The sequence below is a fragment of the Campylobacter sp. BCW_4321 genome, assembly GCF_001763075.1.
Taxonomy (GTDB): Bacteria; Campylobacterota; Campylobacteria; order Campylobacterales; family Campylobacteraceae; genus Campylobacter_D; species Campylobacter_D jejuni.
This window is the reverse complement of record NZ_MJYA01000066.1, coordinates 100,945-127,425: the sequence shown is the minus strand read 5'-3', so window position 1 is coordinate 127,425 and position 26,481 is coordinate 100,945. Positions and strand designations below refer to the sequence as shown.

Here is a 26,481-nt window from a genome sequence, read left to right as displayed (position 1 = left end):
TTTGGATAGCTGCAAGTGGAGAGAGATATTTTGATACGATGAAATAAAGGAGGATGACGCTAAATACTACTACAATAATGACAACAATAGCTTGAATAAATGCAGCTTTATGAATAGGTCCGTTTATAATATCAGCACTTTCAGTAATACAAGCTGTATAAGCAAGAACTTTAGTACAAGTTCCAAGTCTTTCTTTTCCATCAAGTTTATAAGTAAAAAAATTATTATCTCCATTAGCCTTATATGCATTTAAAACAGGAGAATGATCAATAGATGGATTTAATAATTCTTTATTGGTTGCAGCAAATATTTTATTTTTTTGATCAAATAAAAAAGTATTTCCAGGAGTTTTTGCAACTAAATTTTGTAAATTCTCTGATGGTATATCAACACCTAGCACTCCTATGATTTTACCATCTTTATAAATAGCTTTAGAATATGTTATTACATATTGTTTTAAATTTGTATCTAAATATGCTGGCGTAACAAAAATATCATTTGTTTTTAAAGCTTCTTTATACCAATCTTTTGTCTTTATATCTAAATCATCACGCAACTCAGGCATTTTTATGTCATTGGATCTTTGACTGAGTAGAACTTTTCCATTTGTTAAACCTAAATAAATATTTAATGCGTTTATGCTATGACGATAGTGTTTTAATATAGGACCGACATTGTTAATAATATTTTCTTCAGTATTTAAAGATTGATAAGGTAAACTTGTGATATCTTTTTCTAAGTTTTTAGTAAAAAATTGGTTTGTAGAACGGAAATTTTCAACTACAGATTGCGTGGCTTGAAGCAAGTCCATTTGATTTTTAAGAGTGGTTTCATGTAATGAGGTTTTTGTGAAATAAAAACTTACAATACCTAGAACAATTAAGGCAAAAATTGCAATTAAATTTGCAATAAGAGAAAGCTTAAATTTTATACTATTCATTTTTTTCCTTTATTTGTATTTATTTTTAAATTTAAAATTAAATCTAGTATTATTTTATCAAAAAATATAAAATATTTCTTGACTTTTATCTTGAAAATTTAAAAATTTAATTATATTAATTGAAAATTATATGTATTTTTCTAAAAAGTAGCATTAATATAAAATAATAAAATATTTAGTTAAAAATTGAATTGTATGAAATTTATACTTATAAAGGATTAGAATGGCTTATACGATCATAGAGGTAGAAAGAAAAACAGGAGTTTCTAGTAGAACACTTAGGTTTTGGCTAGATAAAGGTTTATTTCCCTTTGTGGAAAAAGATAAAAATGGAGTGCGTTATTTTAGTGAAAAAGATTTAGAATGGGTGATTTGGGTGGATTGTTATAGACAAATTGGCATGAGTATCGAGGATCTTAAAAGATATATTTTTTTATGTGCTAAAGGAAAGAGTACTGCAAAAGAGAGATTAGAGATTATTTTAAAATTAAAAGAAAAAACACTAAAAGATATGAAAAAATTGGAGAGTATTATAAAAAAACTTGATTTTAAAATAGATTATTATGAAAAAATGGTTATGGAAAATAAAGATGAGCTAAATCCTTTAAGTAAAGATTATATTAAACGGAAAAAACGAGTAAAAATTTAAAAATATTTAATTTTATTCTTGACTTACACCAGATGTTAGGTTTTATACTTTTGATTAACATGATAGAAAAATGTTTTAATAATTAAGAACTATTAGTTTTTAATAAAAAATAAAAAAAGGATAAAAATGCAAAGAAGAAAATTAAGAAATTTGGAAGTAAGTGTCTTAGGACTTGGTTGTATGGGAATGAGCTTTGGTTATGGAGAAACTAAAGATGAAAAAGAGATGATAACACTCATTCATAGGGCAAAGGATCTTGGTATTGATTTTTTTGATACAGCCGAAGTTTATGGTCCTTTTATTAATGAAGAATTAGTAGGTAAAGCAATAAAATCTTTTAGAAATGAAGTGGTATTAGCAACAAAATTTGGTGTTAGAATTGAGGGTGCTAAGCAAATTGTTGATAGCACGCTTAATAAAATCAGAGAAAGTTTAGAAGGTAGTTTGAAGCGTTTGCAAACAGATTGTATAGATCTTTATTATCAACACAGAGTTGATACAAATGTTCCAGTTGAAGAAGTTGCTAATTTAATGGGTCAGTTTTATAAGGAAGGAAAAATTAAAGCTTGGGGTATGAGTGAAGCAGGAGTGCAAAGCATTAAAAAAGCTCATACAGTATTTCCGCTTAGTGCGGTTCAAAGTGAGTATTCTTTATGGTGGAGAGGACCAGAAAAAGAACTTTTAAAAGTTTTGGAAGAATTAAATATAGGTTTTGTTCCTTTTTCTCCTTTGGGAAAAGGATTTTTAGCAGGTAAATTTGATGCAAATTCTACTTTTGAAAATAATGACTTTAGATCACAAGTTCCACGTTTTAAAAGCGAGAATTTAAAAGCTAATTTGGATTTAGTTTATGCATTAGAAGATATAGCAAAAGCTAAAAATGCTACTTTAGCACAAATTGCTCTTGCTTGGGTTTTGGTGCAAAAAACATTTATTGTGCCTATTTTTGGAACAACAAATTTACGAAGGTTAGAAGAAAATATTAATGCTGTTAATACTCATTTTACTCAAGAAGAATTAAATCATTTAAAGAGTATTTTAGAAAAAATAATAATCAAAGGGGATCGGTATGCCGGTGAAGCAGCTCTTAGAGTTGGGAAATAAAAAGTTTGGTTTATTTCTTATTGTAATGGTTTTATGTAGTTTTGTTAAAGGAGTGTAAATGCAAGAACTTGAAAGTAAAGGAATTCATGGAAGTTTTAAAGGCGATAGTAAATTTTTTAGCAAAAATGTAAAAGTTTCTATGATGTTTAAATCAAATGAGTGGAGAAATTTTAGTGGGGCTTTGGTTGAATTTGAAGCCAGTGCTAGAAGTGCATGGCATACTCATCCTCAAGGACAAACCTTAATCGTAACAGAGGGCGAAATCATCACAAAAGTTCCAGGGCAAAAAGCCTTTATAGCTAAAAAAGGCGATGTGATAAGCTGTCCTATAGGAGTAAAGCATTTTCATGGTGCAACTAATACAAGTAGTGGAGCACACATAGCACTTACAGGCGAAAAAGAAGGTAAAAATGTAGAATGGCTTGAGCTTGTAAGCGATGAAGAATATGAAAATGCCTTAAAAGAAGCAAGAGAGTAAAGAAATTTGTAAATAAAACACAAAAATTTTATAAAAACTTTTATGTTTTTGGAGTATTTTAAATGCTCTTTTTTCACAAATTTTAAAAACCACAAAGGATAAAACCATGCAATTAAGACAAAAAGCAAGAGAAATTTTTGAAAAACTCTTAGGAGGAGCAAAAAAGGATCAACTTTTTGCAAGTGATAAAGAGTATTTTATCAATCATATAAATTTTACTTTTGATGAGAGCTTTATAAAAGCAAATTTGGATACACAAAAATATTTTTTAATCACTCTTGCTTCTACTTTAGCAGTAGGTGGAAAAATAGAGTTTAAAGCTTTACTTCAAGGTGTAATCAAGAACGATATAAGTCCTATTGTCATTAAAGAAGTGATTTATCAAGCTACGCCTTATGTGGGTTTTGCTAGAGTATGTGATTTTTTAAGCCTTTGCAATAAAGTGTTTAAAAAACTAAATATCGCCTTAGTTTTAACTCCACAAGGTACTACTACGCAAGAAAATCGCAAAATAAAAGGCAGGGAAATACAAAATGCTATTTTTAGTGAAGCCAATATCACTAAAATGATAGAAACTACACCAGAAGATAAAGCTTTTATAAATGATTTTTTGAGTGCGAATTGTTTTGGAGACTACTATACACGCATGGGACTTGATCTAAAAACTAGAGAGCTTTTAACCCTTGTATATCTTATCTCACTTGGCGGTCTAGATAATCAAGTAAAAGCCCATATACAAGGCAATCTTAATATGGGGCAAAGTAGAAAAGAGTTGCTAAATATCATTGCAGCTCTTATTCCTTATATCGGTTATCCAAGGGCTTTAAATGCTCTAAATTTGCTTGATGATATTAAAAAGTAGAATGCAAGCAATAAATATTTATTGTAAATTGAGCTTATAAGTTATTTGTAAATTAGTTTTATCAAAAAACTTGCAATCATTTTAGTATGCTTTTAAGCTCATTTAGATATTCTTGTTGTGTTTTTAGATTTTCTTCTAAAGAATTTAAAATCTCTTCACTAGTTCTTAGGATTTTTTCTTCTTTTACATTTGGATTTTTAGCACTTAAATCATAATTTCTTTCTTCAAGCTCTTTTTTGCTAACAAGCCAAGAATTAGCAGTGATTTTTCTTTCTTTGTAGCATTTTAGAAATTCTTTAAAATGTGCGTATTCTAAAGGCTTGTTTTTAGTAAGTTTATAAGGCGGTATAAGCTCGTAGTAATAAACTCCATCGCCTTCACAAATACATTTTTTACCTTTAGAGAAAAAAAGCACATTAGTCTTAACAGCACTATAAGGCAAAAATACCCCACTTGTCAAACTCAAAACGCATTCTAAATTAAAATCATCTAGTAAATCTTTTTTACACTCACAAAGGCATTTGAATTTTGAAAAAGCACACCTTCAGGCACGATGATCGCACATCTTCCGTTGTTTTTTAAAGATTTTAAAATGTGTTTAAAAACAAAAGTTCAGTAGCGTTTAATTTTATAGGAAAATTTTCTTGAATTTGTTCTTTTTCTTTACCTCCAAAAGGTGGATTTGCAAGTATTACTTCGTATTTTTCTTGTTCTGTTATATCTGTGATTTTTTTACTTAAAGTGTTTGTTTTTATGATATTTGGACTTGAAATTTCATGAAGTATCATATTCATAACGCCCATTGCGTAGCTAAGTGGAGTTTTTTCTTTACCAAAAAGAGCATCATTTTTTAAAAATTCAAGCTCTTCTACGCTTAAATTTGCTTTTTTGCCTTTGGTTCTGTCTTTATATAAAATATGTAAAAAACTCTCAACTAAAAATCCACAACTACCACAAGAAGGATCATAAATTCTTTCTTTTGGTTTAGGATCTATTACTTCCACCATAGTCTTTATCAAAGGACGAGGGGTGTAAAATTCTCCACTATTTCCACCATCGCTACCCATATCTTTTAGAAGTTTTTCATAAACTTCACCTAAGGCAAATACTTCATCTTCTTTATTAAAACTAATCTCATCAATGATATTTATCACTTTTCTTAAAGTATGTCCATTTGCTATGCGGTTGTCTATAAACTCAAAAATTCCACCGATTTTATACTCTATACTTTTAAAATCATCATTATTTTTAAAATTTTTAAGATAAGGAAAAAGCTCTTTATTTACAAATTCAAGCAAATCTGATCCATTTAAAGCATTTTTTACATCAAGTTTGCCATCTTTTTTAGGCGCTGCCTAAATACTCCAGCTAAATTTTTCTTGCAAAATGCTTTTATAATCTTTGCCATCTAAAAACGCTAAATCTTTTAAATTTGTCTCATAATCATCTAAAAATTTTAAAAAAAGTATCCAGCTAATTTGTTCTGTATAGTGCATAGCACCGCTTATACCATCATCTCTTCTTAAAATATCTGTAATTTTATCTATTTTATTTTGTATTAAAAAATTCCTTTTTTGAAAAGTTTTAATAGTTCTATATTAATATAATAATTATTTCTACCCATTTTAATACACTCTAATACCCCTAAATTTTCACAAATTTTAAGATATTTTGAAGCACTTTGTCTAGAAATATTTAATGTTTTTATTAAAAATTCTATCTTTGTATAAGGATGAGAAAACAAAAGCTCCACAAAATCTTTACTATAAAAATTCGTTTTATTTTGTAAAATTTCGCTTACATTTAGCATCATTTTTTCTATCGTAATAATAGTTTCAATAGTTTTTACAGCGGTTTGCTCTATGCCTTTAAGTATGTATTCTATCCATTCTAAAATAGCTCCTTCATCACGCACTTTTTGCAAAAGCTTATAATATTCATCTTTATTTTTTACTATATAAGCACTAAGATATAAAATAGGAAAATCCAAAAGTCCTTTATATACTAAATAAAGTATATTTATAATCCTACCCGTTCTGCCATTGCCATCATAAAAAGGATGAATGCTTTCAAATTGATAATGTATAATTGCCATCTTTACTAAAAAATCAAATTCATCTAAACTATCATCGTTAATGTATAGTTCTAAATTTCCCATAAGTTCTTGTATATCATTAGGATTTTGGGGTGGTATGTGTTTGATTTCTCCTGTAATAGGATTTTTAAGCATAGTTCCACTTTGTTTTCTAAAACCTGCATTATTTCTTTCTAATCTTTTTTGAATTTCTAAAATATGTGCATTTCTTAATAACTGCTCTTTTTTTAATAACTCATATCCTTTTTTCAAAGCACTTTCATAATCTTTCACTTCTTTTGCTGCTCTTGTGAGTTTGTTTTCATCAACTCGTGATAAAAAAAGTTCATCATGTGTTGTGATGATATTTTCTATCTCACTCGAATCTTTTGCTTCTTGCAAAATCAAAGCATTGATTAAAATACTTGGATTTGGTATACTTTTACTAAGTCCATTTAACTCTGCTAATTTTCTAGAAGCTTTAATGATAAGACTATAAATATTTGCATTTAATTCTATATTTAAAGGCAATTTTTGAGGTATAAATTCTTTCATAATTTTCCAATATGTTAATTTTTTCTAAAAATTTTAACATTATAAAAAAATATGTTAAAAAAATCAAAAATTTTTAACATATCAAGCCAATGTGTTAAAATTTGGCAAATTTTTTAACATTTATAATCTTCCTTTAAAAGCTCTATCTAGCAATGATTTTTTAAGCTCTTGTAAATTTTTTATCTGTGCTTGATAATTTTGCTTTAAATCTTTTATATTTAAAGAAAGCTCATCTAAATGTGAAGCAATTTGCTTTTGTTCTTTCAATGGAGGCAGGGGGATTTGTAATTTAGAAAATTCTGTTTTATTTATAATAGGTAAAGTTGCCTGAGATGCGTTATTTTTAAGAATCTCTTGAAAATAATTACTCAAGCATAAAAAAATAAAAATTTTGGTAGAAATTTAGAATTTGGATAATAGCATTAATTTGTTGATTACAACTTCCATTAACTCCACTTAATCCTATTCCCTATAAGTGCCTATACAAACCACTAAAATCGTATCTTTTGGTATATTTCTTGCATTGTTAAAACCCAATTTTGATAAATTATCGCTAGCATATTTTATTATCATATCTCCATTTAAATCACTAGGTTTAAACAATGGATACATTTCTATAAAAATTCGGATTATTTTTGTTAGGCGTTGTTCCTGTAATTATTTCCCCTATATCACCCAGACTTTTCCATTCCTAACCCTGCGGGAGTTGATAATTTTTCTTAGTATTATCTTTTAAAGGATTAAAAGCTTTTTGTAAAGCACTTTGTATTAACTCATCTAAAATTCCCACTATCCTTTCTTGCTTTTTAAGTGATGGTAATGGGATTTCAATATTATCAAAATCACCTTTAGTTATATGTCTCATAACAGAACCATGGGTTTTTTCACTCATCTCTTCTAAAACATCTAAGATGCAAAAATAAAAATATTTTTTATTAATTTCTATTTTGTAAAATACAACTTTAGAGATATGTTGATTTAAAATAGCTTTATCATTATTCCATATAAATATACCCAAACTTGCAGATCAAGAAATAAGCAAATCTCCATTATTAATTTCAAATTTAGGATTGTATTCTTTAGAATAATAGTTAAAATTTTTATTTGTTCCTGTAAGATTTTGAATTCTAACAATAGGTAAGCCTTTTACATCCCAATCAATAGGCTTAAAAGCCATACCATTTATAAAAGTTGCACAATTTTTTAATTTTACTTTTGTAAATTTTGACATATATTATTTTCCATCATAATTTCTTTATAACTTTCTATAGCTTGTTGTGAATAATACTTACTCATCATGAAAGTAACAAATATAATAAAAACACAAATAGCTAAAATAGAATAAAGCAAAGTTCCTTTTTTAAATAATTTTGCTGAAGAATTTTTTAAGCCATTCTCTGTAATAAATTCTTTAGTGGTAGAAATAAAATTTTCCTTAATGTCTTTTATTTTTACCCAAGGTATAATTCCATTTTCCCAATATTCTTTTTTATTTCTTGATGGTGTTTCACCGCTTGAAATTTCAGCAATATCACCAAGCTTTTTAACTTCCCAATAATTCATCATTAACTAAAGCGAGTATTTAAAATATTTTTTTTTGACTCTTCATCAATATCTTTTCCGAAAAAAGCATATAAATTTTGACTTTTTTCCATATCTTCACATATTTTAATCAAATTAGAATTTTTTAATTTTTTCTTAAATATTCCAATCATTTTTAAAAATTGTTCTCTTGCTATTTTACTAAATTCTAACTTTCTATTTATCTCATCTTCTAAAATTGATTGTATAGCTAATTTAATTTGATTTTCTGTAAAATTTTCCATAAGAAACAAATAAATTTCATTAGCCTCCCATGAAATTCCACATCCATTACCCAAAAATACATTAGTTATAGTTAAAACATACTCATATTCTATATTTTTTGGAATATCAAATTTTTTACCAACCAAATTCTCTATTTTTTTAGCATAATATGGCTCTTTATAAAAATTATCATATGCATTGTGCGCATTGATAAGATTTTCCAACTCTTTTTTTAGTTCTACAATTTTATGTTCTTTACATAAATAAGACATTCCATCATCAACATTTTTTAATAACTCTTTTCCCTTAGCACTTCTATTATTGTCACCATTTGCAGAATATTCCGCAATTTTAATACCAATTTTATACTTTATTTCATCTTTTAAATTGTTCCATATATATGGATATAAAGCATCTATATTATCAATAACAAAATTAGCAGTATTTTCATCAGTATAAATACCAAATAAACCTAATGCTAAAGCATTAATTTTTTTATCGGATTGATTTTCTATAAATGCTCCAATTTCTATAATCTCTAATTCAGATAAAGAGTTTTTTTTAATATTTCCTAGAAATTTTTTCACTTTTATTGCTATTTCTGACTCTTTAGAACAAATTACTTCATCTATGCAAGTTTGCAAATGCGATAGCATATCATAAGCATTCAAAGCATTGTTATTTGGGTGTGCTGCACTCATTTCATTTCGCATCTCTCTAATATAATTTAATTTTTTATAACCAGTCTCACTCAACAAATCAATTTCTTTGGCACCTTTTAATAAATCAAAATCCGTTAATTTACTCAAATCTTCATCTGATTTAATTTGTCGTTTATTATTCTCATTTAAAGAAGATTGCTCTAAAAAATAAGAGATATCATATTGTATTATTTTATTTCTGATATTTAGTATAGTTTCATTCCATAAATAGTTTAACGCAGCATCAAATAAACCAACAGAAATGGAAGCCATGAATTTTGAAATATAGTTTGCTTGTTGTAATTTATGTTTCTCAATGCGAGATAAAATATTTTCAAGATTAACTATAACTATTATTCTGTCATTATAATTTTGAAATACATCTATTGGTATACCTAATTTTTGAACCAATTCATTTAATGAATCAGAATATTTCTCAAGTTGTTTATTATGCAATTCAACTACATTTTTTGCCATAAAATCTCCTTTGTTTTTAGAAATATTTAATTATAATTATTTTAAATAAATCTCCCTTTGTAAATCATCAAAACTTTGTTTTAGAATTTCTAAGCCACCAAATTCATCGGCCAATTCTCTTACATTGCCTAAAGAACTAAGCTCTATAAGCGGTTTTAAGCCATCATCAAAATCTTTTATGCCGTATTCTTGATATCTATTTAGTAAAAATTCTATGAATTTTATAGCTTTTTCTTTTTGAAAGCGTTTCAAAAACTCACTATTTTCTACTTGCAAAACACGCTCTTGCCTTGTTTTTATCTCGGCATTAAAGCTTAAATGCGCTAAAACATCGTATATATCACAATCTTTTTGAAAAATTTCTCTTAGATCTTTTAAAGCATCTTCATCTACTCCATCATTTGCAAGGGCTTTTAAAAATCTTTCTCTATTTTTTTGATCACTCCAAATTTCACGCAATTTTGCTTCATCATCATAATACTCACCAAGCTTTCCTATCAAAAATTCCAAAAACTCCTTAGTGCTAAGTGGCTTACCTTGTGCTCCTACATAAGTAGTTGTGATATCTAAAACCTTAAGTTTTGTGCCTTTTAAGTGTATGGTTACGCTCTTTTTTTCTTTGCTTTCTTCTTTTGTTTGTTTTATATGCTCTTTAGTGATTTTTTCTTTTTCATCTTGCTCTTTTAATTCTTCTATTTTTTCACCATCCCATTTTGGATCATAAAAAAGCTTAGTCGCACCGACAAAATCAAGTATGGTAAAAAAGTCTTTGCCTTCATAAACCCTAGTGCCACGCCCGATGATTTGCTTAAATTCCACCATAGAACCTATATTTGCTAGCAATACTATATTTCGCACATTTTTTGCATCAACTCCAGTTGTGAGCATTTTAGAGCTAGTAAGTATGACAGGATAGCTTTTGTCATTATCTTGAAACAATTTTAGATAATCAAGCCCTATTTTACCTTCATCACTCGTAACTCTTACACAATAATCATCTCTTTTAACGCTTTTATATTTATCTATAGCTCTTTTTACCTCGTTTGCATGAGCTTGATTTGCACAAAAAATTATAGTTTTATCCATGGGATTTATAAGCTCTAAAATTTTCTTAGCGATAAAGTCATTATAGTTTGGTAAAAAGATATTTCTTTCAAACTCACTTTGTTTATAAAAGCCTTTTTCAAGCTCACCTTGTATCAAATCATCAGGATTATAGGTATAACCATCACTCAAAGTTGTTTTTATGAGTTTGACTTTATAAGGGGTTAAAAATCCATCTTCAATACCACTTTTAAGACTATAATCATAAACACTCTCACCAAAATACTCATAAGTGTCTATGTTTTCTTCTTTTTTTGGAGTAGCGGTTAAACCAAGCTGAGTCGCATAGGAAAAATATTCAAGCACAGCTCTCCAGCTTCCTTCTTCGTTTGCTCCACCTCTGTGGCACTCATCTATGATGATAAGATCAAAAAAATCTTTTGGGTATTGAAGATAAAATTTGCTCTCTTGTTCTTCTTGGGTGTTTTCTTGTTCTTTTGAATTTGCGGCTAAGCTTTGATAAATTCCAAAGAAAACATTTGCATTTGTTATGATTTTTCCATCATTTTTCTTTATTTCTTCGGCACTAATTGCCTTACAATCACTTTCTATAGGATTAAATTCTCCTAAGGCTTGATCTCTTAAGCTCACTCTATCACATAAAAATAGTATTTTAGGCTTTTGATCTTTGTTTTCTTTATTCCATCTTGCCTCTAACAAACGATAGCACAAATTAAAAGCTATGGTTGTTTTTCCTGTGCCTGTAGCAAGAGTGAGTAAAATTCTATTTTTGTTATTTATAATAGCTTCTATGACTTTGTCTATGGCTATTTTTTGATAATACCTTAATTCTTTTTGCGGAATATACATAACATTTTGAGTTAAAAGCCTGTATTGCCATTCTTTGACATTGCCATAAATCCTATCAAAAAGTTCTTTAGGACTTGGGAATTTATCTATATATTTACCACTATGACTTCTTATATCGTATTCATAAATTTTTTCTCCATTGCTACTATATACAAAAGGCACATTTAAAATTTTTGCATATTCTATGCCTTGAGATAAACCATCTAAAGGATCTTTGCTAAATTTTTTAGCTTCTATTATAGTAAGGTTGTTTCCTTCATATCTAAGCAAATAATCTGCAAATTTTCTTTGTGCTCTTTTACCACCTAAAAGTTTCCTACCATCTGTAAAATAATAATTTCTTTTTATGTTTTCTTCATTCCATAAAGCTAATTTTAATTTCTCATCTATAATTTTAACCCTTGTATCCTGCTCTGAAAAATTCATTTTTAACCCTAAATTAATTTTAAAACAATAATAACATATTTTAATTTGAATAACGGTTACTTTACAATTTTCTTAAAATTTTGCAATATTTTTTTACATTTTTTCGATAAGAAAAAAGCTTAAAGTCATTCTTTTTTGCTACAAATTTGGTGTTTTTGTGAAATAAATTTTCAAGCTTTTTTCTTGTTTTTTCAATTTGTTCAAGTGAAGTAGTATTAAAAGAATTTAAGATAATTTTTATTTCTTTTTGCTTTAAAAAGTTTAGAATATCAGTATTTTGTTTACCTAGCCAAATTTCAAAACCAAATTTAAGCCCCACTTTAAAACTAAGCATATCAAAAAGTGTTTCACGCATAGAATTTAACAAATAATTTGACATTATAAATTGTTTTCTTAAAAGAGCTTTTTCTAATTTTGTAAAAGTAAAATAAAACTCATTGCATATTTCATCAAAATCTTTTTCTGTTGGTTTCTTAATGCAAAAAACATTCTCATTTTGAGTTTTCTTAAATCTTTGATCTTTATCTATAAGCGCTTTGCTTAAAGGTTCAAATTTATAATAATGTTTCAATGATTTTAAGGGGATAAATTTAAAGTCTATTCTCACTCCATTTTTAAAAATCACCAAAAAACTCACCCAATTTTTAGGCAAATCAGCTTTATAGAATTCAAAGCTTTCAGGCGCTTGATAAAATAAAATTTTTCCAAAATTTTTAATAAATTTAGGTAATTTTGCTTTTTTGATATCTTTGCTTTTGTTTAGGTTTAATAATTTTCTCAAATTTTTAGATTTTAGAAAAAATGAAATATCATAATCTTGATATTTATCCTTTTTAGCTTTCTTATTTACTCTTGAACCTTCAAGTGTTATAAGACGAATTTGTTTATAAATAAAAGCAATATTTTTAATTTTTTCTAAAATTCTTTTTTTGCTTTGCATCTAAAAATTCCTTTTAAAAAAAATCTTAAAAGTTTTATATTTATATAATAATGATTTTTATCCATTTTGATATACTTTAAAAATATTAAATTTTTATAAATTTTTAATACTTTATTAAAAATTCTATCCTTGTTTAAGGATAAAAAAATAAAATCTCTAAGAAATCTTCGCTATAAAAATTTGTTTTATTTTATATATTCCATTCATTTAAATCGCCCCTTTATCACACAATTTCTTTATATTTAGAAGTAGCTTTGGTTGTATAAATTCTTTTATATTTTAAAATTTCTAAAGATTTTTAACATTATAAAAAAATACGTTAAAAAATCAAAAAAATTTTAACACATCAAGTATTTTTCTAATTTTTAAAAAATTATTTTCTCTCTTGACTTATAGCTACTCTAATGTTTTATAATTATAAAAAATCAAAAAAGGAGCAAAAATGCAATACAAAATTTTAGAAAACAATCGCATTGCAAGTAAAGGTTATGCAATGCTTAGCAAGGATGCGAAATTTACACCCTTTGAATTTAGCCGCCACGCTATTGGTGATAATGATATTTTGATTAAAATCCTATATGCAGGCATTTGTCATAGCGATATTCACACCGAAGAAGCGAGTGGGGAGAAGCTACTTATCCTTGCGTGCCTGGGCATGAGATAGCAGGAGAAGTTATCGCTGTGGGTAAAAATGTGAGTAAATTTAAAGTAGGAGATTACGCAGGGGTTGGTTGTATGGTAAATTCATGTGGTGAGTGCGATGCTTGCAAACGCTCACAAGAGCAGTTTTGCGAAAATGGCAAAACCATCTTTACTTACAATAGTTGCGATGTATTTCATGGCAATGAAAACACTTATGGGGGCTACTCAAACAACATAGTTGTAAGTGAAAAATTTGCCATTTGTGTGCCAAAAAGTGCACCGATGGATAAGGTTGCACCTTTGCTTTGTGCGGGTATTACCACTTACTCGCCTTTAAAATTTTCTAAGATAAAAGAAGGCTCAAGCGTTGCTATAGCAGGCTTTGGCGGACTTGGTATGATGGCTGTAAAATACGCTGTTAAAATGGGTGCAAAGGTTAGCGTTTTTGCTAGAAATGAAAACAAAAAAGCCGATGCTTTGGCTATGGGTGTAAGCTCATTTTACACAAGCTGCGATAAAAACGCCGTAAAAGAACGCTTTGATTTAATCATCTCAACCATTCCAACGCCTTATAATCCTGCTGTTTATTTGGATTTACTTAAATTTGGTGGCGAAATGGCTATAGTTGGCTTACCTCCTGTGGAAGATAAGGTAAATATAGGCATAAACGAGCTTGTACATAAGGCAGGCAAAAAGGTTTATGGTTCGTTAATTGGCGGTATTGCTGAAACTCAAGAAATGCTTGATTTTTCTTTAAAACATGGAATTTATCCAGAAACCGAGCTTATTACCCCACAAGAAATCGATAAAGCTTATGAAAATCTAACCTCAGGAAAGGCTAAATTTCGCTATGTTATTGATATGACAAAAGAATAATTTAATACTTATCAAAAACTACATCGCTAATGTCAAATCCTCTTTGCTTAGCGATGTCTAAAAGCTCTTTTGTGCTTTTTTCATCTATTATATTTCTTGCTAAAATCCAAAGATATTTTTTATCAGGACTACCCACAATGGCAACTTTATACTCGCTATCAATAAAAATGATTTCATAATTTACTCTATTAAAAAGGTTCATAAAGATATTAAATCTCACTGCTAATTGTCTATTTGAAACGATTTTTGCCTTACCTTTTATGCTTGAAATTTCATTTTCTTTACTGCAAAAATTCTCAATCTCTACATAAGGAACACCATTTTTATATTTAAGCTCGTATTTTGCCTTTGAATTTAGGCAAGATTTTTGAAAAAAGGCGGGTTTTCTAGCCATTTCAAGCCATTCTCCCATATAATTTTGTAAAGAAAGTTCGCCAATTAATTCAAGCATTTTTTTCCTTTTTGTCTTTCTCGCCCCATTTGCACATAGCTTGTAAAATGGGAATTAAACTTTGTCCGCGTTTGGATAAGCTATATTCTACCTTGGGTGGAATTTGAGCGTATTCTTTTCTGATAATTAAACCATCATTTTCTAGTTCTCTTAAGGTATTGGTTAAAGTTTTAAAAGATATGGAGCTTAAAAAGCGTTTGAGTTCATTATAACGCACGATTTCATAGCGAAATAAGCAGTATAAAATACTCATTTTATATTTTCCATTAATTAATGCTAGAGTATAGTTAAATCCACATTCTTCGAAATTGCACTGAGAATTCTCTTTAGTCATTTAACATTCCTTTAGTATAGTATCTTACTTTATTTTCTGTATTGAAAATGATATTATGCTAAGTTATAATTGTATCATAAAATTTAAAAAAGGATAAAAATGAAAAATATACTCTTGCTTAATGGTGCTAAAGAATTTGGAAGTTCAAAAGGACAGCTTAATTTAACATTGCATAATCATGCTTTAGAAATTTTAAAAACATTAGGATACGAAGTAGATCAAACTCACATAGATCAAGGATATGATCCTAAAGAAGAGATACAAAAATTTATAAAAGCTGATGCTGTGATCTATCAAATGCCAGCTTGGTGGATGGGCGAGCCTTGGATAGTTAAAAAATATATCGATGAAGTGTTTGGTTTGGGTGCTGGAGTGCTTTTTAAAAATGATGGAAGAACTCATGAAAATCCTAGTAAAAACTACGGAAAAGGTGGTTTAGATCATGGTAAAAAATACATGTTTTCTCTCACTTGGAATGCACCTCTTGAAGCCTTTAATGATAAAAATGAATTTTTTGAAGGAAAGGGTGTAGATATGGTGTATTGGCATTTGCATAAGGCTCATGAATTTATAGGTATGAAAGCTTTACCAACTTTTATGTGTAATGATGTGGTAAAAAATCCTCAAGTGGAAAAATATCTAAACGAGTATGAACTACACTTGAAAAAAATTTTTTAAAAAATTTGACTTAAAAATTTCAAGGTGTAACATTGACTCGAACAAAGTATTTGTATATCTTGCTTGTTTTAGCTATGTTTTTATGGGGCTCATCTTGGCCTACTTCTAAGATTTTATCAGCTTATGCTGATACTTCTGTGATTACTTTTTGGCGTTTTTTCTTTGTTTTGCTAGGCTCTTTGATGGTATTAGGCTTTTTAAGAATTCCTTTAAGGCTTGAAAAATCTATTTTAAAATGGGTGCTGATAGCAGGAATTTTAAATGGGTTTTATACTTTTGTATTTTTTATTGCCATTAAGCATGGTTTAGCTGGAAAAGGCGGTGTTTTGGTTACAACTATGATTCCTATTTTTTCTTATTTTATATTTATGATAGCGATATTATTTCAAAAAGATAAAAAATCAACTCACAAGATCACAAAGAGTGAAATTTTAGGATTATTTTTAGGTTTATTATCTGGATTTTGTTTGTTAAATTTAGGGAGTTTAGAAGATTTATTTGGTAAATTTAATATTTTATTTTTAACTTGTTCTTTTATTTGGGCTTTGATAGCAGTGTTTAATCATAAAGCCAAAGGAGCTCACCCTTTGGCGATTAACTTTTATATTAATCTCATTTCTGTTTTAATGTTTTCTTGGGTATTGTTTGATGTAAAAAGTTATGAAATTTTTCATTTTGAATTTAAATTTTGGATCAGTATGTTTGTCGTTGCTTTTTTATCAACTATTATAGGTACTAGTATTTATTATTATGGGATTCACATTTTAGGGAGTGTTAAGGCAAATTCTTTTGTTTTAATCACTCCTGCTAGTGCTTTAATTTGCAGCTATTTTATACTAGATGAGGTGCCAAATGCACTTACCTTGTTAGGTTGTGCCTTGGCTATAGGTGCTATATATTTTATCAATATTTATGGCAAAAAAGCTTAGATCATTTTCTATAACCGTGGCTATTTTTGTATAGTCTCCTGTGCTTTGTCCTACTGCCATTAAAATGATAGGAATACCACTTTTTGGTACCTGTATGCTTCCAAAAACTGCAGGATCTGAAATAATATCTGTTGAGTTTTTATGCTCTATACTTTTGCTAGATTCTGTATAAATCACCATTCTATCACACTTTATAACTAGTATTTAAAAAAGCATCTATGCCTTTTTGAGTAAAAACATCTTTATTTGTTCCTAAAATAACGCGTATAATAGGATCTTTTGAGCTTTTAAAAATAGGATTTTCACATTCTCTAGCTTCTAAATTAAAAGGTATAAAAGTATTATGAGTATTTAAAATATCATCTTTTTGCAAAGCTCTTCCTTTAAAAATTCCAACTCTCATTTTAGCATCGCTGGATTTAGAGTTTAAAAAACTTTTTACTTCAAAGCTACCTGCTACGCATAAATACCCACGAAAACCTATTTTTGCTAAACCAAGTTCTAAAATATCGCCTTTATTTGCTTTATATACCTTGCAAGTTTTTATTTTTTGATTATTAAGCTTTGCCTCAAATTCAGCCCCACTTAAAACAAAATAATTCTCATCTAAAAATTTATATTTTCCACCCTTTAAATAAAGCTCAATTCCTGCTTCATCTTGTTTGTTTCCAAGTAAGATATTTGTCATTCTTAAGGCATCTTCATCCATAGCCCCACTTCTTGCTATGCCAAATTTAGCAAATTTTTTTCTACCAAAGTCTTGCAAACTCGAATTTATAAATGCTTCAATGATTTTATACTCATAAATTTCCTTTTGATAGATTTTTTAGCAACTTGCTCTTGGAACTCAAAAAATTCATCTTTTGAAATGGCTTTAAATTTTAAAAACATACCCGCTTTTAAAAGAGTGGAATTTTTTCATCTTCTTTATCAAAAAATTCCAAAGATGTTCTAGCAATGATTTACCAATCCCCTGGACTTGAAATAAGATAAACTCCTGTTTGTTTATTGGCTATACCTACACTTCCAGCTTCTATTTTTGCTCTAGGGCTTGAAAGGCGTGGGGTAAAAAGTTTTTTGTCCAAACCTCCAAGATAAGGAAAACCTGCCAAACCTAGCATAAAAACAAGATAGTAAGGCTTAGTGTGAAGAGATATAAGTTCTTCTTTTTAAATTTGATTGAAATTCTAAATCCAGTCCAAATTCTTCATCATAACAAAGTGGAACTTCTATACAAAGACTTGAGTTTTGCTCCGTAAGTTTAATATCCTTTTTAATTTTTTTCAAAAAATCAAGCAAAGAATTTAAAGAAAGTATACAAGGATTAAAGTATATAAGCAAGCTTGCATAAGTACTTATCAACTCATCAATACCATAAAATTTCACCTTCTTTTAGGGCTTTTTGTATCCTTTGTTTCGTGCTTAAAACATAAGCATTGATTTGAGGTGAAATTTCTTGTTTAATAAAAAGCAAAAGCAAAGCCTTGCTTCCACTAAAATGCACACTAAACATTGTTAAAACCTATATAAAATTTTCCAAAGCACAAATTTGAATTTGTTCTTTTTCTAAATTTTCTTTGATTTTTTTAACAAATTCTAAAGCTTTTACATTATCCCTATGAACGCAAATACTATCCGCTTTTAAATCAATTTCTTTGCCATTTATGCTTGTAACTTTGCCTTCTTTTATCATTTTTACAACGCGTTTATCGCTAAATTTTTATCAATAGCTGCTATATTATAAAGTGTGCCATAAGCTTTAAAATGCTGTATTTTCATACCTTTTGTCTTAGTAAAGCCAAAGCTCCTAGTTGATACAAGGCATGGTTTTTGACTTCTTCAAAGCTTATTTGCATATTGCGTCTTCCAAAACCCAAAAGATCAGGATAAGATGGGTGTGCTCCTATGCAAACACCATTTTGCTTGGCTAAATTTAAGGTCTTATCCATTACACAAGGATCACCCGCATGAAAGCCACAGGCGACATTTGCTGAGCTTACAAATTTTTAAAATTTTTTTCATCCATTCCCATTTTATAGGTGTCAAAACTTTCCTCTAAATCACTATTTAAATCTACTTTGAACATTATTTGACCTTGTATATTTAATTATTGATTTTATTGTATCTAAAGAAGAATTTTAAATAAGCTGAAAGTTTTGAAAAATAAATAAAAAAGTTACAATAAGTAAAAATAATATTTTAAGCAGGCTAAAACCTGCTTAATTTTAATCTTTCCTTGTTTTTGCATCAACTACGAATAAAGGTTTATAGAGCAGTTTAAATCCGCTAATAAAACTTAAAGTATCGTCACTTGTAAGCCAATTGATAAATTTTTTAGCTTCAGTATAATTAACATTTTTGCAATGTTTAGGATTTGTTGCTATAACAGAATAAAAATTTTTAAGGCTATCATTACCTTCATTTACAATGACTAAACTTGGATTTCCTTTTTCACTGGCTTCATATTTGATATAAGTGCCACGATCAGTTAAAATCACACCTTTTTTTTCTTCAGCGATTTTAATGCTTGCTAGCATACCTTGTCCACTTTGTTGATACCAGTTTTCTTTTTCAGGCACACCACCAAGATCTTTCCAAAGACTTTTTTCTTTATTATCAGTACCCGATTTATCGCCTCTTGAGATGAAAGTGAGTTTTTCATTTTTGATAAGTTCTAAACTTTCTTTTAAATTTTTGCCTTTAAATTTAGAAGCTATTGATTTATCCGCAATGATGATAAAATCATTATACATCACAGGGGTTCTATCCACGCCAAAACCTTTTTTTATAAATTCTTTTTCTGCTTTTGGAGAGTGTACAAAAAGTACATCAGCATTGCAATCTTCACCCATTTTTAAAGCCGCACCTGTTCCTACTGCAACCCATTTTAAGGTATTGCCGCTTTCTTGTTCATAAAGAGGCTTTAGAGCATCTAAAAGTCCTGTATTGTCAGTGCTTGTTGTGGTTGCCATTTTAAGTTCTGCTGCACTTGCACTTAAAGCTAAAGCAAGGGCTAAAGAAATGATTTTTTTCATTTTTTCTCCTTATAAATTTACATAAAAAAATATTTTAGCATAATTATGCTAAAATTACTTATTTTAAAAAGGATATTTTTGGATTATATTTTTGATGGTTTTAAACAAGCTTTATTTTTACTTTTTAATGCTGATGAAAGTGTAATTTCAGCTATAAAAACTACACTTTTAAGCTCAAGTATTTCTATAGTTTTAGCTTTGCTCATAGGTTTTCCTTTGGGATTTATCTTAGGCTTTTTTGATTTTAAATTTAAACGCTTTATAAAACTTATCATAGATACTAGCCTTTCTTTTCCAACAGTTGCGGTAGGACTTATACTTTATGCACTGATTTCAAGTCGAGGACCTTTGGGAGAATTTGGACTACTTTTTACTATAAAGGCTTTAATTTTAGGGCAGTTTATTTTAGCACTTCCTATAGTGATCGCACTTTTTTCAAATTTGATAGAAAATATGAATAAAAAACATTTTTTACTTATAAAATCTTTTCACTTAAGTCCTTTAAAACTTGTTTTAATGATGATTTATGAATTACGCTTTGCTTTGATTAGCGTCGTTGCACTAGCTTATGGACGCATTGTAGCAGAAGTAGGAGTAGCGATGATAGTGGGTGGAAATATTAAATACGACACTAGAACCATAACCACGGCTATTTCTCTTGAAACCAACAAAGGCGAATTTGCTAGTGGTATAGCTTTGGCTTTGGTTTTAATTCTCATTGCCTTTTGTTTAAATTTCATTACACACAAACTTAAAAGAACATAAAATGATAGAAATTTCTAATCTTTTTTTCAACTATCAAAACAAAGAAGTTTTAAAAATTAAAAATTTAAAACTTGATACAAGTAAAATTAGCATCTTAATGGGAACGAATGGAAGTGGAAAATCTACATTTTTAAGAATATTAAAATTTTTAGAAGGAGATTTTTCAAAAAATATTTCTTATTTTGGAAATTTTAAACTTAATAATAAACAAAAGCGTGAAATTTATTTGCTTTTTCCAGAGCCTATTTTGTTAAATCGTAGCGTAAGGGCAAATTTTTTATTTACTTTAAAAACTTATGGGATTAAAGAAGATATCGAAGAACGTATAAAAGAAAGTTTGATGTTTTTAAATTTAGATGAAAGTCTTTTAAGTAAATATCCTAATGAACTTTCATCAGGACAAAGTCAAAAAATAGCTTTTGCTATAGCTTTAAGCGTAAGAGCGAAGTATTATTTACTTGATGAACCGAGTGCTTTTTTGGATAAAAATACTACGCTTTTATTTAAAAAAGCTATTCTTAAAATGCACGAAAATTTCAATACAGGTTTTTTAATCGCAAGCCATGATAAACATTTTTTAGATTCTTTGGCTCAAAAAAAACTTTATTTACACAGTGGAGAAATTTTAGAATTTGAAAATACTAATGTTTTTGAGCTAGAAAATCAAGGTGTAAAATTTTGTAATTTTATAGATTTTAGTAATTGTAAAAAATATAAAGATTTTAAAAAACCTCCAAGTAAAATTGCGATTGATCCTTATAAAATTTCTTTTTTTAATTCTAAAAATATCCCAAAAAATAATTATGAGTTTATTTTAGAAAAATGTTATATTATAGCACTTAGAAGTAGGAAAAGTGATGTTTTTATAAGGGTAAGTTGTATGGATAAAATTTTAGAATTTGCTTTAGAAAAACAAGAATTTTTAAAATTCGATTTAAAATTATACAAAGAACTCAGTCTTTATTTTTATGAAGATGCAATATGTTTCTTAAATTAACATACATTATAAAATTTAAATAAAATATTACAAATATTCTCATTTTTTATAAAATTTATCTTAATTATTTTTTAAATTTGTATTTAATACAAATAAACTCTTATATAATGTTTAAAAATAATCATAAAGGAGTTTTTATGCTTAATCAAAATAATCAAGAGCTTTTTAAGCCAAGTAAAGAATTTTCTCGTAATGCTCGTATAAAAAATTTATGTGAATACTATGATTTATGCGATGAAGCCAAGGAAGATTTTGAAGGTTTTTGGAAAAGACAAGCACTTGAGAAGATCGAGTGGTTTTCGCCTTTTTCAAGAGTGCTAAATGAGGATAAAGCTCCATTTTATAAATGGTTTGAAGGTGGAACTTTAAATGTAAGCTATCAATGTCTTGATCGTCATATGAAAACAAGACGCAATAAAGCTGCTTTGATTTTTGAAGGTGAAATGGGGGATTATGAAGTTTATACTTATAGAAGATTATTGCATGAAACTTGCAAGGCAGCCAATTTGCTTAAAAAATTCGGAGTAAAAAAAGGCGATAGGGTTGTAATTTATATGCCTATGATTGCAGAAACAGCTATAGTAATGTTAGCTTGTGCAAGGATTGGGGCTATTCATAGTGTGGTATTTGGAGGGTTTTCTCCTGAAGCCTTAAGAGATAGAATTATAGATGCAGGAGCTAAACTTGTAGTAACGGCTGATGGTGCTTTTCGTCGTGGCAAACCTTATATGTTAAAACCTGCAGTAGATAAGGCTTTAAGTGAAGGGTGTGAAAGTGTAGAAAAAGTACTTATAGTTATACGCAATAATGAGCCTATAGAATATATTAAAGGAAGGGACTATGTTTATAACGAACTTGTGAAAAATGAATCTTATAAGTGTGAACCCGAAATCATGGATAGCGAGGATTTGTTGTTTTTGCTTTACACTTCAGGATCAACGGGCAAGCCAAAAGGAGTTATGCATGCAAGTGCAGGATATATACTTTGGGCACAAATGACTATGGAATGGGTTTTTGATATTAAAGATTATGATAATTATTGGTGTAGTGCTGATGTGGGTTGGATTACAGGACATACTTATGTAGTTTATGGGCCTTTAGCATGTGGAGCAACGACTATAATGCATGAAGGGACTCCTACTTATCCAAATTCTGGGCGTTGGTGGAGAATGATAGAAGAGTATCAAATAAGCAAATTCTACACTTCGCCAACTGCCATAAGAATGCTTCATGCTGATGCGCCTGATGAGCCAAGAAAATATGATTTAAGTACGCTTGAAGTGCTTGGAACGGTTGGAGAGCCTATAAATCCTAGTGCTTGGAAGTGGTTTTATGATGAAATAGGGGGAACTAAAAGTCCTATAGTCGATACTTGGTGGCAAACAGAAACAGGTGGACATATGATCACGCCTTTACCAGGCGCTACTCCTTTAAAACCAGGTTGTGCCACCTTGCCTTTACCAGGAATTTTTGCAGAAGTTATTGATGAAGAAGGCAATAAAAAAGATGAGGGTGAAGATGGATTGCTTTGTATAACTAAACCCTGGCCTTCGATGATTCGTGGAATTTGGGGTAATGATGAACATTATATAGAAAGTTATTTTTCTCAAGCTAAAAAAGATGGAAAAGCTGTATATTTTAGTGGCGATGGTGCTTTTTACGATAAAAATGGTTATATTACCATCACAGGAAGAACAGATGATGTGGTTAATGTTGCAGGACATCGTATAGGAACAGCTGAAATTGAAAGCGCTATTGCTAAACATCCAAGTGTAGCAGAATCAGCTGTAGTGAGTATTTTGGATGCGATTAAGGGCGAGTCATTGTTTGCTTTTGTGGTTTTAAGTCCTGCATCCAGTTGTGATCTTGGCGGAGCTATAGAAACTTTAAAAGAACTTAATGACATTTTAAGAGTAGAGATAGGACCTATAGCTAAAATAGAAAAAATTCTTTATACTCCAGGTTTACCAAAAACTAGAAGTGGTAAAATAATGAGAAGAATTTTAAGAACTATAGCAAGAGGTGAAGAAATCAAACAAGATATTTCAACGCTCGAAGATTCTGGAGTAGTAGAAACCATTGTTAAATTAGCTAAGGCAGAGTTTGAATAACAAGCAAAAAGAACTTTGCCTTGTTGCATAAAAATTCATAAAAATAAGCTATAATGATAAAAAAAATAAAAGGAAATTTTTATGCTTCAAACTTGTATTTTCCCTGCGGCAGGTTATGGGACGAGATTTTTACCTGCAACAAAAACTTTACCTAAAGAGATGTTACCTATCTTAACCAAACCTTTGATCCATTATGGGGTTGATGAAGCTTTGGAAGCAGGAATGGAAAATATGGGATTTGTAACAGGACGTGGAAAAAGAGCTTTAGAGGATTATTTTGATATTTCTTATGAACTTGAGCATCAAATTTCAGGTACAAAAAAAGAATACTTACTTGATGAAATTCGCTCTTTGATCAATCGTTGCACCTTTACTTTTACAAGACAAAATCAAATGAAAGGCTTAGGTGATGCGGTTTTAAAAGGTAAACCTTTGGTTGGCGATGAAGCTTTTGGTGTAATTTTGGCTGATGATTTGTGTGTCAATGAAGAAGGCTTAAATGTTATGGCTCAAATGGTAAAAATTTATGAAAAATATCGCTGCACCATCATAGCTGTGATGGAAGTACCAAAAGAGCAAGTTTCAAACTATGGAGTAATTTCTGGAAATTTTGTAGAAGAAAATCTTATCATGGTTAATTCTATGATAGAAAAACCAAGTCCTGATGAAGCTCCAAGTAATCTTGCTATCATAGGAAGATATATTTTAACTCCTGATATTTTTGGAATTTTAGAAAATACTAAAGCAGGAAAAAATGGAGAAATTCAACTTACCGACGCACTTTTAACTCAAGCAACCAATGGTATGGTTTTAGCTTATAAATTTCAAGGGAAACGCTTTGATTGTGGAAGTGTAGAAGGCTTTGTAGAGGCTACAAATTATTTTTACGAGAAAAGTAAATGTTAAACAATACACTTTTTTTTAAACAAAGTGAAATTCACACTATAAGCTCTTATGCAAATCGTATTAATGATGAGGTAAAAAGTGGAGATATAGGGTATTATCATCTTATTGACACGAGCTTAAGCCTGATTGATGAGAGTTTGGCTTTTATCAAAGACAAAGAACACATAAAAAATATTGTTTTAGTGGGAATGGGTGGTTCAAGTTGCGGTGTAAAAGCCTTGCGTGATATGCTTTTTAATGAAAAAAGTAATCAAAGAGAACTTTTTATACTCGATAACACAAGTTCACATTCTTTTAATAAGACTTTAGAAAAAATCAAGCTTGAAGAAAGTTTGTTTTTAATCATCAGTAAAACAGGTAGCACTATAGAAGTTGTATCGCTTTTTAAACTTCTTATTGAACATTTTAAACTTGATATGCAAGAATTAAAAAAATACTTTGTTTTTATTACCGATAAGGATTCAAAACTTCATCAAGAAGGTGAAAATTTAGGTATTAAATGCTTTTTTATCCCTGCAAATGTAGGAGGTCGTTTTAGCATACTTTCAGCCGTGGGTATAGTTCCACTTTGTTTTTGTGGCTATAATGCCAAAGCTCTTTTAGAAGGAGCTAAAGCTTGTTTTGAAGATTTTTTTACTCGCAAAAAAGATGAAATTTTACAAAAGGCTTATCATTATTGCACACACAAAAATGCCAATATCAATGTGCTTTTTTCATATAGTGATGCTTTTAAAGGCTTTAACGAATGGTATATCCAGCTTATTGCTGAAAGTTTAGGTAAAAAGCAAGGCTATAAACGCATAGGTTTAACTCCTGTTGCACTCATTGGAGCAAGAGATCAGCATAGTTTTTTACAACTCATCATGGATGGACCTAAAAATAAAACTGTAACTTTTTTAAAAATCAAAGACGCTCAAAAAGCACCTATTATCCCTGATATTCATTTTAAATTTTTAGATTCTTTAAGTAATAAAGTCAATCTTCACGAACTTTTAAACGCCCAATGTGATGCAACTATGCATGCTTTAATCGCCGAAAATTTGAGTGTTGATGTGATAGAACTTGAAAAACTTGACGCTTGGCATGCGGGATATTTGATGTATTATTATGAACTTTTTACTTCAACTTGCGGTGTTATGCTAGGGATTAACACTTATGATCAACCTGGTGTGGAAGTTGGAAAGTTGATCTTAAAAAATATATTAATTTCTTAATCAAAATTCATTAAAAAAAGAGTATAATAATTTTAAGTTAAAATTATAATAAAAATTTTTAATTAATAATAATTATTATTTAAGAATTTTATACTATAATTTTAAAAATCAAAAAAAGGAGTCAATCATGTCAGTTACAAAACAATTATTACAAATGCAAGCAGATGCTCATCATCTATGGGTTAAATTTCATAATTATCACTGGAATGTAAAAGGTTTGCAATTTTTTTCTATACACGAGTACACAGAAAAAGCTTATGAAGAAATGGCAGAACTTTTTGATAGTTGTGCTGAAAGAGTTTTACAACTTGGCGAAAAAGCTATCATTTGCCAAAAAGTTTTAATGGAAAATGCAAAAAGTCCAAAAGTTGCAAAAGATTGCTTTACTCCGCTTGAAGTCATAGAACTGATCAAACAAGATTATGAATATCTTTTAGCAGAATTTAAAAAACTCAATGAAGCAGCAGAAAAAGAAAGTGATACCACAACAGTTGCTTTTGCGCAAGAAAATATCGCAAAATATGAAAAAAGTCTTTGGATGATAGGCGCTACTTTACAAGGTGCTTGCAAAATGTAATTTAAGGGGCTTTATGCCCCAATTATACTAACTAGGTTAT

24 protein-coding genes and 6 pseudogenes are annotated in these 26,481 nt (G+C 29.1%); 13 read left to right on the top strand and 17 right to left on the bottom strand.

Annotated features, from left to right (window positions below):
• Positions 1-940 (bottom strand): cache domain-containing protein (locus AJN58_RS09675; RefSeq protein ID WP_186820941.1); only part of this gene is annotated, 940 nt, incomplete at its 3' end.
• 223 nt (positions 941-1,163) lie between these two features.
• On the opposite strand from AJN58_RS09675, the gene AJN58_RS09670 reads away from it, so the two are divergent.
• The 4 genes from AJN58_RS09670 (at position 1,164) to AJN58_RS09655 (ending at position 4,033) form a co-directional block, all read left to right on the top strand.
• Positions 1,164-1,589: a MerR family transcriptional regulator gene (locus AJN58_RS09670; protein ID WP_070210380.1), complete on the top strand. Its 426-nt coding sequence runs from the start codon at positions 1,164-1,166 to the stop codon at positions 1,587-1,589.
• A 126-nt stretch (positions 1,590-1,715) separates the two neighbouring features.
• A complete protein-coding gene (locus AJN58_RS09665) occupies positions 1,716-2,693 on the top strand; it encodes an aldo/keto reductase (protein ID WP_070233908.1) in 978 nt (325 codons plus the stop codon).
• 58 nt (positions 2,694-2,751) lie between these two features.
• The gene (locus tag AJN58_RS09660; protein ID WP_070247970.1) at positions 2,752-3,171 is read left to right on the top strand and encodes a cupin domain-containing protein; all 420 of its coding nucleotides are present in this window, start codon (positions 2,752-2,754) and stop codon (positions 3,169-3,171) included.
• A 106-nt stretch (positions 3,172-3,277) separates the two neighbouring features.
• Positions 3,278-4,033, top strand: coding sequence for a carboxymuconolactone decarboxylase family protein (locus AJN58_RS09655; RefSeq protein WP_070278715.1), 756 nt, complete (start codon positions 3,278-3,280; stop codon positions 4,031-4,033).
• Between the two features lie 76 nt (positions 4,034-4,109).
• Here the strand turns inward: AJN58_RS09655 and AJN58_RS09650 are convergent.
• From AJN58_RS09650 to AJN58_RS09620, 10 genes and pseudogenes are all read right to left on the bottom strand, one after another.
• A pseudogene (locus AJN58_RS09650) lies at positions 4,110-5,592 on the bottom strand (N-6 DNA methylase).
• The gene (locus AJN58_RS09645; RefSeq protein ID WP_070278713.1) at positions 5,592-6,662 is read right to left on the bottom strand and encodes a Fic family protein; all 1,071 of its coding nucleotides are present in this window, start codon (positions 6,660-6,662) and stop codon (positions 5,592-5,594) included. Before AJN58_RS09645 ends, AJN58_RS09650 begins: the two are co-directional and overlap by 1 nt.
• 120 nt (positions 6,663-6,782) lie before the next feature.
• Positions 6,783-7,034 (bottom strand): restriction endonuclease subunit S, encoded by a 252-nt coding sequence (locus tag AJN58_RS10620; protein WP_096738697.1) that lies wholly within the window; start codon positions 7,032-7,034, stop codon positions 6,783-6,785.
• 90 nt (positions 7,035-7,124) lie between these two features.
• Positions 7,125-7,274, bottom strand: coding sequence for a hypothetical protein (locus tag AJN58_RS10615; protein ID WP_410002400.1), 150 nt, complete (start codon positions 7,272-7,274; stop codon positions 7,125-7,127).
• A 79-nt stretch (positions 7,275-7,353) separates the two neighbouring features.
• Positions 7,354-7,680: a restriction endonuclease subunit S gene (locus AJN58_RS10610; protein ID WP_002862198.1), complete on the bottom strand. Its 327-nt coding sequence runs from the start codon at positions 7,678-7,680 to the stop codon at positions 7,354-7,356.
• 9 nt (positions 7,681-7,689) lie between these two features.
• The gene (locus AJN58_RS10210; RefSeq protein ID WP_173403810.1) at positions 7,690-7,893 is read right to left on the bottom strand and encodes a hypothetical protein; all 204 of its coding nucleotides are present in this window, start codon (positions 7,891-7,893) and stop codon (positions 7,690-7,692) included.
• Positions 7,872-8,225, bottom strand: coding sequence for a restriction endonuclease subunit S (locus tag AJN58_RS09635; RefSeq protein ID WP_214283696.1), 354 nt, complete (start codon positions 8,223-8,225; stop codon positions 7,872-7,874). Before AJN58_RS09635 ends, AJN58_RS10210 begins: the two co-directional genes overlap by 22 nt.
• Before the next feature lie 2 nt (positions 8,226-8,227).
• Positions 8,228-9,646 carry a hypothetical protein gene (locus AJN58_RS09630; RefSeq protein WP_070233902.1) on the bottom strand — a complete coding sequence of 473 codons (1,419 nt, stop codon included), beginning with the start codon at positions 9,644-9,646 and terminating at the stop codon, positions 8,228-8,230.
• A 36-nt stretch (positions 9,647-9,682) separates the two neighbouring features.
• Positions 9,683-11,986 (bottom strand): EcoAI/FtnUII family type I restriction enzme subunit R, encoded by a 2,304-nt coding sequence (gene hsdR, locus AJN58_RS09625; protein WP_044794518.1) that lies wholly within the window; start codon positions 11,984-11,986, stop codon positions 9,683-9,685.
• Positions 11,987-12,047: 61 nt separating this feature from the next.
• A complete protein-coding gene (locus AJN58_RS09620) occupies positions 12,048-12,926 on the bottom strand; it encodes an aminoglycoside 6-adenylyltransferase (protein ID WP_070274150.1) in 879 nt (292 codons plus the stop codon).
• 442 nt (positions 12,927-13,368) lie between these two features.
• On the opposite strand from AJN58_RS09620, the pseudogene AJN58_RS09615 reads away from it, so the two are divergent.
• Positions 13,369-14,444, top strand: a pseudogene (locus AJN58_RS09615) (NAD(P)-dependent alcohol dehydrogenase).
• Between the two features lies 1 nt (position 14,445).
• Here the strand turns inward: AJN58_RS09615 and AJN58_RS09610 are convergent.
• Together AJN58_RS09610 and rrpA are read right to left on the bottom strand one after the other, a co-directional pair.
• The gene (locus AJN58_RS09610) at positions 14,446-14,895 is read right to left on the bottom strand and encodes a lipocalin family protein (RefSeq protein WP_070278710.1); all 450 of its coding nucleotides are present in this window, start codon (positions 14,893-14,895) and stop codon (positions 14,446-14,448) included.
• A pseudogene (gene rrpA / locus AJN58_RS09605) lies at positions 14,883-15,229 on the bottom strand (MarR family transcription factor RrpA). The gene AJN58_RS09610 and the pseudogene rrpA overlap by 13 nt, the downstream one beginning before the upstream one ends.
• 99 nt (positions 15,230-15,328) lie before the next feature.
• Here rrpA and AJN58_RS09600 point away from each other — a divergent pair.
• Positions 15,329-15,907 carry an NAD(P)H-dependent oxidoreductase gene (locus AJN58_RS09600; protein WP_002867872.1) on the top strand — a complete coding sequence of 193 codons (579 nt, stop codon included), beginning with the start codon at positions 15,329-15,331 and terminating at the stop codon, positions 15,905-15,907.
• 32 nt (positions 15,908-15,939) lie between these two features.
• Positions 15,940-16,836 carry a DMT family transporter gene (locus AJN58_RS09595; RefSeq protein ID WP_070278709.1) on the top strand — a complete coding sequence of 299 codons (897 nt, stop codon included), beginning with the start codon at positions 15,940-15,942 and terminating at the stop codon, positions 16,834-16,836.
• Here AJN58_RS09595 and AJN58_RS10000 read toward each other — a convergent pair.
• The 4 genes and pseudogenes from AJN58_RS10000 to tupA form a co-directional block, all read right to left on the bottom strand.
• Positions 16,822-17,644, bottom strand: a pseudogene (locus AJN58_RS10000) (biotin-dependent carboxyltransferase family protein); the annotation flags it as partial. The gene AJN58_RS09595 and the pseudogene AJN58_RS10000 overlap by 15 nt on opposite strands.
• Positions 17,630-18,349: pseudogene (locus tag AJN58_RS10205) on the bottom strand (5-oxoprolinase subunit B family protein); the annotation flags it as partial. The pseudogenes AJN58_RS10000 and AJN58_RS10205, both read right to left, overlap by 15 nt.
• 9 nt (positions 18,350-18,358) lie before the next feature.
• Positions 18,359-18,922, bottom strand: a pseudogene (locus AJN58_RS09580) (5-oxoprolinase subunit PxpA).
• Positions 18,923-19,061: 139 nt separating this feature from the next.
• Complete coding sequence (tupA, locus tag AJN58_RS09575) at positions 19,062-19,871, bottom strand: tungstate ABC transporter substrate-binding protein TupA (protein WP_002862184.1); 810 nt, start codon at positions 19,869-19,871, stop codon at positions 19,062-19,064.
• Between the two features lie 78 nt (positions 19,872-19,949).
• On the opposite strand from tupA, the gene tupB reads away from it, so the two are divergent.
• From tupB to AJN58_RS09545, 6 genes are all read left to right on the top strand, one after another.
• The gene (tupB, locus tag AJN58_RS09570; RefSeq protein WP_002871132.1) at positions 19,950-20,636 is read left to right on the top strand and encodes a tungstate ABC transporter permease TupB; all 687 of its coding nucleotides are present in this window, start codon (positions 19,950-19,952) and stop codon (positions 20,634-20,636) included.
• Between the two features lies 1 nt (position 20,637).
• The gene (tupC, locus tag AJN58_RS09565) at positions 20,638-21,633 is read left to right on the top strand and encodes a tungstate ABC transporter ATP-binding protein TupC (protein ID WP_044778913.1); all 996 of its coding nucleotides are present in this window, start codon (positions 20,638-20,640) and stop codon (positions 21,631-21,633) included.
• A gap of 137 nt (positions 21,634-21,770) precedes the next feature.
• On the top strand, positions 21,771-23,744 hold the full coding sequence (gene acs / locus AJN58_RS09560; RefSeq protein ID WP_070278708.1) for an acetate--CoA ligase: 1,974 nt from the start codon (positions 21,771-21,773) through the stop codon (positions 23,742-23,744).
• Between the two features lie 81 nt (positions 23,745-23,825).
• Positions 23,826-24,650: a UTP--glucose-1-phosphate uridylyltransferase GalU gene (gene galU, locus AJN58_RS09555; RefSeq protein ID WP_002871129.1), complete on the top strand. Its 825-nt coding sequence runs from the start codon at positions 23,826-23,828 to the stop codon at positions 24,648-24,650.
• Positions 24,644-25,864 (top strand): glucose-6-phosphate isomerase, encoded by a 1,221-nt coding sequence (locus AJN58_RS09550; RefSeq protein WP_070278707.1) that lies wholly within the window; start codon positions 24,644-24,646, stop codon positions 25,862-25,864. The genes galU and AJN58_RS09550 overlap by 7 nt, the downstream gene beginning before the upstream one ends.
• Before the next feature lie 127 nt (positions 25,865-25,991).
• Positions 25,992-26,441 carry a Dps family protein gene (locus AJN58_RS09545; RefSeq protein WP_070243204.1) on the top strand — a complete coding sequence of 150 codons (450 nt, stop codon included), beginning with the start codon at positions 25,992-25,994 and terminating at the stop codon, positions 26,439-26,441.
• Positions 26,442-26,481: the final 40 nt, after the last annotated feature.